At 38.9% G+C, this 9975-nt stretch carries 9 protein-coding genes; all 9 read left to right on the top strand.

The features are described 5' to 3' along the window. Positions 1-151 precede the first annotated feature (151 nt). The gene (locus PHO71_RS24390; RefSeq protein ID WP_300208670.1) at positions 152-628 is read left to right on the top strand and encodes an SLOG family protein; all 477 of its coding nucleotides are present in this window, start codon (positions 152-154) and stop codon (positions 626-628) included. 282 nt (positions 629-910) lie between these two features. Beyond that, on the top strand, positions 911-1045 hold the full coding sequence (locus tag PHO71_RS24385; RefSeq protein WP_300208668.1) for a hypothetical protein: 135 nt from the start codon (positions 911-913) through the stop codon (positions 1043-1045). Between the two features lie 381 nt (positions 1046-1426). Next, positions 1427-2464, top strand: a complete 1038-nt coding sequence (locus tag PHO71_RS24380) for a hypothetical protein (protein WP_300208666.1) — start codon at positions 1427-1429, stop codon at positions 2462-2464. Positions 2465-2525: 61 nt separating this feature from the next. Beyond that, positions 2526-2768, top strand: a complete 243-nt coding sequence (locus tag PHO71_RS26330) for a phage tail protein (RefSeq protein WP_367279936.1) — start codon at positions 2526-2528, stop codon at positions 2766-2768. Between the two features lie 180 nt (positions 2769-2948). Continuing rightward, on the top strand, positions 2949-3116 hold the full coding sequence (locus PHO71_RS26325; protein WP_367279935.1) for a tail fiber protein: 168 nt from the start codon (positions 2949-2951) through the stop codon (positions 3114-3116). Between the two features lie 99 nt (positions 3117-3215). Next, positions 3216-3458 carry a phage tail protein gene (locus PHO71_RS24375; RefSeq protein WP_300208664.1) on the top strand — a complete coding sequence of 81 codons (243 nt, stop codon included), beginning with the start codon at positions 3216-3218 and terminating at the stop codon, positions 3456-3458. A 70-nt stretch (positions 3459-3528) separates the two neighbouring features. Beyond that, positions 3529-4551, top strand: coding sequence for a cadherin-like beta sandwich domain-containing protein (locus PHO71_RS24370; RefSeq protein ID WP_300208662.1), 1023 nt, complete (start codon positions 3529-3531; stop codon positions 4549-4551). Between the two features lie 234 nt (positions 4552-4785). After that, positions 4786-9435 carry an S-layer homology domain-containing protein gene (locus PHO71_RS24365; protein ID WP_300208660.1) on the top strand — a complete coding sequence of 1550 codons (4650 nt, stop codon included), beginning with the start codon at positions 4786-4788 and terminating at the stop codon, positions 9433-9435. 123 nt (positions 9436-9558) lie between these two features. Then, positions 9559-9885, top strand: coding sequence for a hypothetical protein (locus PHO71_RS24360; RefSeq protein ID WP_300208658.1), 327 nt, complete (start codon positions 9559-9561; stop codon positions 9883-9885). Positions 9886-9975 lie beyond the last annotated feature (90 nt).

Here is a 9975-nt window from a genome sequence, read left to right as displayed (position 1 = left end):
AAACTGATTTTTCCGTAATCTTTTATTTCAAAAATTGAGTTATTGTTCATATTAGTCACCTCTTTACAGCTATTCTATATGTAGTATTACATATTGACTATATACATATAAATAGATACTATATATAGTATTATAAAGGAGGAATAAAACTATGCAGAAAAAAGAAAACGCTTTATGTTTTAGCGGTCACAGAAGTGAAAGACTTCCAAAAAGTAAAGAAAACCTTGAAAATTTGAAATTAAAAATAGGGGAGGAAGTCGACAGAGCGATTAAAAATGGAACAGACACCTTTTACTTCGGAGCGTGCTATGGATTCGATTTACTGTGTGCAGAAATTGTGCTCATACGAAAACGAGTAGTACATATTTCAGAGCCAAAAGTAATAAAGCTCATTGCCGTAGTTCCCTACGAAGAACAGCCAAAAAATTGGAACGAGGTGAACCGAGAAATTTATTTCATCACCCTTGCTCAGTGTGATGAGGTCATTACCTTAAATGCCAAATATCATCAAGGCTGTTTTCACCAGAGAAACCAATACATGGTGGACCATAGCAGTAAAATGATATGCTACTACGATGGCAGTAAAGGCGGTACAGCATATGCCGTAAAATATGCAGAGAAAAAGTAACTGGCTTAGACCTAGCGATGAATTTGGCGCTGAAATTCTGTAATATTGGGCGAATATAACAAAATAGAATTCAAGTTATTATTAACGAGGTTTCCATTAGGTAACGCGAGTAGCTTTGAGAGAGGCATGAAGCAGGGCTTTTTCGGTACAGACCATGATTTTAAGCTATTGCGACTTTACCACCGAAATTTACGGTTTTCGGAGTAAAATGTCGAAAAATAACTTGCAAATTACTTTATGATACTCTAAGACCTGATGTTTTTATAGCATACGAACCACAGCATGTCCTACCAACATCACCGCGTTGCTGGAGAAAATTCAGAAAGAGGATGTAGTCGTAGTGGGGGTGCTTCCGGCGTGTCTGCGGCTGCCAGATATAAAAATAAGAAGAAATTAAAAAAGGATATTAAGACTTAAGACTACAATGGGCAAAAATCCAGTAGATAAAACAGGTCCTTGGTGAAAATATGGTGTGGTTGCTTAAACGAATCAACTCCTAGACTGTGTAAGCTAGCCATACATAGTCCCTTCTTAAAAATACATGCAAATTCCGCAAGGATTTTCTTGAATTAAAGGAGTCTTGTGTTAAATGGAAGAAAGAGCTGAACGCGGGTATTCGAAGGAAACAGCTATTCCTCGAACTCCCAATAATATACTATGACAGGATTATACGATTAAATAGATAATATTAAGACCTCTGTTTAAAAGGAAAACGCGCAAAAGGTTTTAGTTGCATAAAAATAATAAAAAAGGTATAATATGGTATAATTATAAAAAAATTACAATAAGGATATTGGGATGAAAACTGAATACAAAATGCTATTGCAAAATCTTTTGGAACCGTTGATAGACCCTAATGACAATTATAAAAGCATAAAGGATTCAACTGACAGATTATATGAGTTCTTCGAAGCAATTTCAGGTGTGAATAACTTTGAAGAAGTATACATAAAAGATATGGAAACGGATCACGGAAGAGCTATAGGGACGTACTGGGCAGGAAAATGTATCCATGAATTTATGAGAACAAAAAAGTTTATTCATGGTGTCTATTTGGGAATTTTAGAAGCAAAACAGAAATTTCCAGATACGAGGATACACATATTATATGCGGGGACGGGACCATTTGGTTCTTTGTTGTTGCCCTTAACAGCATTGTTTGAACCAAGGGAGATATCCATAACTGGAATAGAGATCAATTCTGAAAGTGCAAATGTACTCCAACAAGTTATTAATAAACTGGATATAAGAGCGTATATCAATGAAATTCAAATCTGTGATGCTACGACAATCAATATTCAGCATCTTGCTCCGGTTCATATGATGATTTCTGAAACAATGCTCAACGCATTGAGACGAGAACCGCAGGTTTCTATTATGAGGAACTTGGTGCCTCAAATGGTTGAAGGTGGTATTTGGATTCCTGAGAATATACACGTAGAGCTCCATGGGGTTGATCCGAGAAGAGATCACCATCAAATGCTGGGAACTTTACCTCATGGCGAAAGCGCATCTATCTTTATCGGTGAGGTAATTTGCTTAAATAAGATCTCTTGTTTAAAGGCGGAAAGCTTTAATTCAATCCATATTATAGATAAAGAACAATATGATAGGTCTTATCGGAATTTGGTACTAAAGACGTCAATTGATGTTTTAGGAGATATTCATATTGATAATAATGAGTGTTCATTGACCTTGCCGCAACGGATTTTGAGTTTAAAACCAGAAGACAAGTTGCCGAAGCAGTTTCAATTCAACTATAATATCAGCCAAAATCCGGGTTTTGAATACAGTATTGTATTTTATAATGATGAGAACCAATGTGATAAATCATAATTAAAACATTGGTTTAATTATATGATTACTAAATTCAAACAAAATACAAGGAGGTCAGTTTATGGATTATTATTTAGGTGAGATTTTACTACTACCCTTTGGCTATGCACCAGCGTATACTGCAGATTGCGCAGGTCAGGTTTTACAGATTAGTCAAAACGCGGCATTGTACTCGTTGCTTGGCATTACATATGGGGGTGATGGAGTAAATAACTTTAAGCTCCCTAATCTCGGTGGGGCAGAACCATTACTTGGTATGAGATATTGTATTGTAACTCAAGGCCTTTATCCTCCTAGACCATGACAGATTTCTTGTTTTCTTTGAATGGCTTATGCTGATACTGGAAATCTAAGTGTTGATGAAGCAGATGGCAAATGAGGATCAATTTAGAGATTAAAGAAGGGTGCAGAGGTAGACATATGGGCTGTTTTTTGTGGACATGTTATTATTGCCTTTTGGCTTTGCGCCTGAATATACGCGGCCTTGTTACGAAATAAAAATGACTATCTAACATTATTTTCTCTAATCGGAACTACATATGGAGGAAATGGTGCGACGACGCTTATGCTTTTCAATCTCAATGGCGCAGTACCGTTCCATGGTATGAGGTATTGCATTGTAACAAATGGCATATACCCAACCAGACAATAGAAATGTTGCGATTGAAATGGCTGATTTAAATTTTAAAAGCAGAAAATCAATTTCATCCAGTAATTATTTAACCAATTGTTATTATATGGAGGTCAATCTATGGAATATTTTATAGGTGAGATTTTACTTTTGCCATTTTCGTTTGCACCGTATGGCAGTATTCAATGCGCGGGTCAAACGTTGCAAGTTGCTCAATTTCAAGCACTTTATTCTTTGATCGGAAATCAATATGGAGGATCCCCAGGCGTTACTTTTTTATTACCAAACTTATCTGGAACTGAGCCTTTGCCTGGTATGAGATACTGCATTATGACGGAAGGCATTTATCCCAGCAGACCATAGAAGGCAAATAAATGGATTGCCAAACTATAATTAGGGGAGTCTTCCCTTCGAGATCGAAAGGAGAAAAGATATGACAAATGTAGCTTTAAATAAAGTGACTACTTCAAGTAGTTATATTAAACCCTTTTCATCCTCAAGAGCAGTTGATGGAAATGTGACGGCTCTGAGCAGATGGCTTAGTAATGTCCCCACAAGTATGATGGTAGATTTGGGGGAGGTTTATTGGATTGGTCGCTGGGTGTGTTATCAAATGGGATCAGTTGGATGGGATCAACGCTATAACAATACAAATTTTAAATTTTACGGAAGTTTGGATGGTGCACAATGGACAGAACTCGATAGTGTAACAGGCAATACTTCTTCTATGACGGATCGTACCATTACAGTAACTCAGTGTAGATTTGTCAGGTTAAATATAATAGGAGGATTGAGTATAAATCCTAAAATTGCAAGTGTTGTAGAGCTGGCAGTTTATGATGCACCTGCACCTGTGTCAAGTTCGAAACTAGAAAGCCTGACAATCAGTTCTGGTGAACTTGATCCAAGTTTTGACACCGATATACTTAGCTATAATGTAAGTGTCACTGACGCAGTAAGTAGCATAATAGTGACACCGACCTCTATTGATGGTGGAACGATTAAGGTAAGTGGACTGGATGTTGAAAGTGGAACAGCATCTCAAGCCATTAATCTTGGTATTGGCAGTAATGCAATTGAAATCGTAGTGACCTCAAGAATTGGAGGTGTTGAAACAACTTATACTGTGAATGTTAATCGAGTGCTAAACCTCAATCTGTCAAGCTTAGGTCTTGTATATTCTGGAAAAGGTTATTCTGAAACACATACGATTACAATGGAGCAAGGTGTAACGAGCTATGCAGATAATATCGGTGCAAAAGCTGCAACCATCAAGATAACGCCATTTGCAGAAGATAGTGCTGTTAGCATTTCTGTTGGTGGACAGATTGTCTCAAGTGGGCAAGAAGCGCCTGCAATTACTTTGCAAAGTGGTGTGAGTGACATTGTGATTATTGTTTCTAAAACAGGTTTTACACAAACTAAAACTTATCATCTCTCCGTTACAAAAGGATAACTAAATAAAATATAGAGACAAGTTTCCAGTAGAAACTTGTCTCTACTGGAATACGAGCATAAGACCTATTTAAATATCTAAAAGATTAGCCGAAATAGTGCAAAACTTATATAAGTGTCTGTGTGAAAGAAAGTATTTTGACATCAAGATGATTAGGTATCATCAAATATTTTACACTTATCAAGGTGATGTAAGTTTGTATAGTGAATTTTATTCAAATTTATGGAGGTAAACGTGAAATCTATAAAAAAGAAACAAACAAAAGGAATCATAGCTTTGGTTATCGCAATATCAATGATAGGAATTCCGTTCCCTGCTTACGCTACATCATATGGTGGAAATCTAATTGTTAATGGGGATGGAGAAAGTGGAAGTTTTATAGGATGGACATTAGAGGGCGATTACCCCGATTCATTCGTTAATGACAGCTATGCTGATGCACTATACACAAATAGTCCAGACGGGAGTTTGAAAGGATTTGACTATTATCCTATGAATCCAGGAGGTGCCACTTTGCATAAGAGCATTGATATTTCTGATCTCACACAAGTGGTCGATCAGGGTGCTGTAACTTATGATGCTCAAGGGTATATACGGCGTGTAATGGATCAGTCTGAAGCTAAAATTACAGTAGAACAATTGAATGAATCAGGTGAACTTGTAACTGGCGGAGAACAAGAAATGAATTGCGATTTACCAAACGCCACAGATGAACAATTGTCGGATCCTAATTGGTTTCCAGATTGGCAACAGAAGTATTTGAATGGTATAGCAGTTTTACCAGAAGCACGAACGCTGAAGATAACTGTAGTTGCAACTATAGCAGATCAAAAAGCAGGTAGTGATTATATTGAGTTTGATGACATTCGATTATCTTTGAATCAAATTGGCGTAACAATGGATGTAAGTGGTAATGGAAAGGTCATCAGTGCTGGAGATACAACTCCAAGTGATACAGATGACACAGATTTTGGTTCCGTTTTAGCATCAAGTGGAACAATAACAAAAACATTTACAATTCAAAATTCTGATACAACAGGTCTCGATCTTATAATAGATCCAACGATCGATATAAGTGGAACGGATACTTCTGATTTTTCAGTTTCAGCTGAACCGGCAGAGACAACACTTGCTGATGGACAATCAACAACGTTTGACATCCAGTTTGATCCAAGTGACCTAGGAACAAGAACTGCAACAATTACTATAGGCAACAACACAGAAGTTGGATCGTATACTTTTACAGTACAGGGAACGGGTAATCCCGATGCTCTGGTTATAGACACGTCCGATCCAGTGGGTGGCACTGTGGGTACAGCCTATGCAGGTCATACTTTTACGTCAACAGGCGGAACGTACAGTAAAACCTATACAGTGACATCAGGCACATTGCCTGGGGGGTTGACTCTAGCAAGCGATGGGGCTCTAAGCGGCACACCAACAGCATATGGCGATTTTACCTTTACCGTGACCGCAACGGACAGCGCATCAACACCGGTAACGGATAGTCATAGCTACAGTATGACCATTGACCCAGCAGCTCTTGTAATTGATACGACCAATCCTTTAGATGGCACCGAGGGAACAGCTTATGCAGGGCATACCTTTATGGCAACAGGAGGAACGGGAAGTAAAACCTATGCGGTGACATCGGGGGCGCTTCCGGATGGTTTAACACTAGCAAGCCATGGGGCTCTAAGTGGCACACCAACAGCATATGGCAATTTTACTTTTACTGTGACTGCAACAGATAGTGCCACCCCGCCAGTCACAGATAGCCATAGCTATACAATTTTAATAGGTGCGCCATTCAGTACTGATGCAACATTGAAAGCATCCTCTACGGTGAAAGGTGTGACGGTGACAAGCCTTGGTACGCCAAATGCTACACTTGGCTCTGCAACACCGGGAGCAGTAACGATTACAGCGGAAAAGGCGGCAGATACCTCCAATGCGACAACCTTTGTAACGCTGTTTGACAAGAACGATACTAATGCGACGGTGAAAGCGGTGAAGTATGCCAGCGGCACTACAGATTTTAGTGGATTCGATGGAGCGACGGCATACACAAACGCAACCATAGCCGATGGAGATTTCTTCATTGTCAGAGTAACGGCAGAGGATGGAACAACAATTAACTACTACAGAATTAACGTAACGGTAACAGCGGCCCCCTCCACAGCAAAGGCAATTACTGCCTTTGACTTTAACGGATTAACACCAAATGTAACAGGAGCAGTGGATGAGGGAGCAAAAACTATCGCGTTGACAGTGCCTTATGGTACAGACGTGACGGCTTTAGTACCAAGTATAACACATACAGGTGCAAGCGTATCTCCAAACACAGGGGTAGCGCAAGACTTCACAAATCCAGTAACCTATACAGTGAAAGCAGCAGACAATAGTGAACAACAGTATACAGTAACGGTGACGAAAGCTGCAAACATAGCAAAGGCAATTACTGCCTTTGACTTTAACGGATTAACACCTGCTGTAACAGGAACAGTGGATGAGGGAGCAAAAACTATCGCATTGACAGTGCCTTATGGAACAGATGTTACAGCTTTAGTACCAAGCATAACACATACAGGTGCAAGCGTATCTCCAAACACAGGGGTAGCGCAAGACTTCACAACCCCAGTAACCTATATAGTGAAAGCAGCAGACAATAGTGAACAACAGTATACAGTAACGGTGACGAAAGCTGCAAACATAGCAAAGGCAATTACTGCCTTTGACTTTGACGGATTAACACCTGCTGTAACAGGAACAGTAAACGAGGCATCGAAAACCATTGCGTTGACAGTACCTTATGGCACAGATGTTACAGCTTTAGTGCCAACCATAGTACACACGGGAACAAGCGTGTCTCCAAATACAGGGGCAGATCAAAACTTTACAAATGCAGTAACCTATACAGTAACAGCGGCAGACAGTAGTGAACAACAGTATACGGTAACGGTTACAGTAGCGGCAAATACAACGAAGGCAATCACCGCCTTCAACTTTAATGGATTAACACCTGCTGTAACGGGAACAGTAAATGAGGGAGCAAAAACCATTGCATTGACAGTACCTTATGGAACAGACGTGACGGCTTTAGTGCCAACCATAGTACACACGGGAACAAGCGTATATCCAAATACAGGGGTAGCACAAAACTTCACAACCCCATTAACCTATACTGTAACATTTACAGACAGCAGTACTCAGGATTATACGGCAACGGTGAGTGTAGGAGCATCTAGCAATAGCAACTTGTTGGCTCTTAGTTTAAGTAGCGGAACCCTCTCACCCGCTTTTGCAAGTGGTACAACAAGCTATACAGCAAGTGTAGGTAATGCAGACAGCAGCATAACCGTTACGTCAACAGTAGCTGATGGCAATGCAACGGTTGAAGTTAATGGTTTAGCAGTAACCAGTGGCGGTGCCACAGGAGGAATTAACCTCAGTGTTGGAAATAATATCATAACAGTAGTAGTAACTGCACAAGATGGCACAACGTCAAACACCTATACGATAACAGTAACAAGAGCAGCCTCTAGTGGCAGCAGTGGTGGAAGCAGTTCTACTACAACAACCCAACCGAGCCAGGGCACAAGCCAGAATACAGTTGTGGTTGTAAACGGTAAAGAGCAAAATGCGGGGAAAGAAACGCAGAAAACGGAAGATGGAAAATCAACGGTAATTGTAGCTGTTGATAATAAAGCCATTGAAAGTAAAATTGACGAAGCTATTAAAAATAATACAACCGGAACAGGCAATGTTATTCAAGTTCCAGTGGCTGACACAAAATCTGAAGTGGCTAAAGTTGAATTAACCGGCGATATTGTTAAGAAATTGGAAGAGAATACCTTTGATGTATCCGTAAAACGTGATAACGTAGAATATGTAATTCCTGCGGCTGAATTCACAATAAGCAAAGTTGCAGAGAATCTTGGAATACAGGAAAAAGCTCTTGCTGACATTAAAGTGGAAGTGAAAATCACTAAGCTTGATGAAAAGGTGGTTGAAAAGTACAACGAGGTTGCAAAGACAAATGGTGCAGAACTGGTATTTCCACCTGTGCAATTTGAAATTACAGCAAAGACTACAAACATTGACGGAACAACTAAGGAGCACTCAATCAACAAGTTTAGTAACTATGTAGAAAGAGTTATGGAGATTCCATCTGGCGTTGATTCTAGTAAAATTACAACAGGTATTGTATTTAATTCAGATGGTACCTATAGTCACGTGCCTACAGAAGTATATCAAAAAGATGGTAAATGGTATGCAAAACTAAATTCACTTACCAACTCGGATTACTCTGTTATTTGGAATCCAGTAACTGTAAAGTCCGTTGAAAATCACTGGTCAAAGGATGCAGTAAATGACATGGCTTCCAGATTGGTAATCTTTAATGCTGATGATTTTGAGCCAGATAGCGCAATAACAAGAGCAGATTTTGCAGAGTATATTGTTAGAGCATTGGGACTATATAGAGAGGGTTCAGCACATGAGAATCATTTTAAAGATGTTAGTGCTAAGGGTGAAAGAACTCTAGCAATTCTGATAGCAAATGAGTATGGAATTGTTTCAGGATATTCTGACGGCACATTTAGAGGAGATAACCAGATTACAAGAGAAGAAGCAATGGCTATGTATCAAAGAGCCATGGAAATTACGAAGCTTGTAGGAAGTGATGAGAATCGTTATCAAAACTACACCGATTACAGCCAAGTAAGTGACTGGGCAACATCTAATGTTAAGGAAGTATTATCAGCACACGTCTTTAATGGCACAACAGCAACTAAAATTTCACCAAAGGCAAGTTTAACCTATGCAGAAGCAGCACAGGCTGTAAGAAATTTATTAGTTGAGTCAAAATTAATTAGTGAGTAGCAAGTTCTAGCTATTTCAAAAGAATTTCATAATAAAAAGGCTAAGATGTAGATCAATTAATGATCTGCAACTTAGCCTTTTTATATACCATAAAACTGATATTATTTTATAAGGAGGCTCACTATGGACAATAAAAATTTGATTATTATTCCATCGCTATCTAGTTTTGAAAATACCCTTGGAATATATGATAGAAAAATGAAAGGAGCAGTATTTATCCCCAATAAATCAAAGTATATCAACTTGTATTCTCTACAATCAGCAATGAGGCAATTAAAATTTCTAGATTTGTTTGGCTGGGTTACAAATGAAAAAGGATTCCAAAGAGGGAGCCATAGAATAAAGAAACTATTTGACCTTTATAATAAAAGTGAGATAGATATGGCTATCTGTTATTCTAAGGAAGATTTATTTGTCCTAGTCAAGCAAAATTGTAACACCACAGTATAAAATTTGCTTATGCGGCACAGCGTGCAGCATAAGGCGTAAGCCCTCCATTATAAGAGTGGGGTCTGATGTGGTTATATTTCACATACACGA

It is taken from the genome of Bacteroides sp. (assembly GCF_028690125.1).
Lineage (GTDB): Bacteria > Bacteroidota > Bacteroidia > Bacteroidales > Bacteroidaceae > Bacteroides.
This window is presented reverse-complemented; position numbering and strand designations above follow the sequence as displayed.

Coding starts and splice junctions, on each gene's coding strand:
- PHO71_RS24390 (WP_300208670.1), top strand. CDS start 152: ATGCAGAAAAAAGAAAACGCTTTATGTTTTAGCGGTCACAGAAGTGAA.
- PHO71_RS26330 (WP_367279936.1), top strand. CDS start 2,526: ATGGATTATTATTTAGGTGAGATTTTACTACTACCCTTTGGCTATGCA.
- PHO71_RS24385 (WP_300208668.1), top strand. CDS start 911: ATGTCCTACCAACATCACCGCGTTGCTGGAGAAAATTCAGAAAGAGGA.
- PHO71_RS24380 (WP_300208666.1), top strand. CDS start 1,427: ATGAAAACTGAATACAAAATGCTATTGCAAAATCTTTTGGAACCGTTG.
- PHO71_RS24375 (WP_300208664.1), top strand. CDS start 3,216: ATGGAATATTTTATAGGTGAGATTTTACTTTTGCCATTTTCGTTTGCA.
- PHO71_RS24360 (WP_300208658.1), top strand. CDS start 9,559: ATGGACAATAAAAATTTGATTATTATTCCATCGCTATCTAGTTTTGAA.
- PHO71_RS24370 (WP_300208662.1), top strand. CDS start 3,529: ATGACAAATGTAGCTTTAAATAAAGTGACTACTTCAAGTAGTTATATT.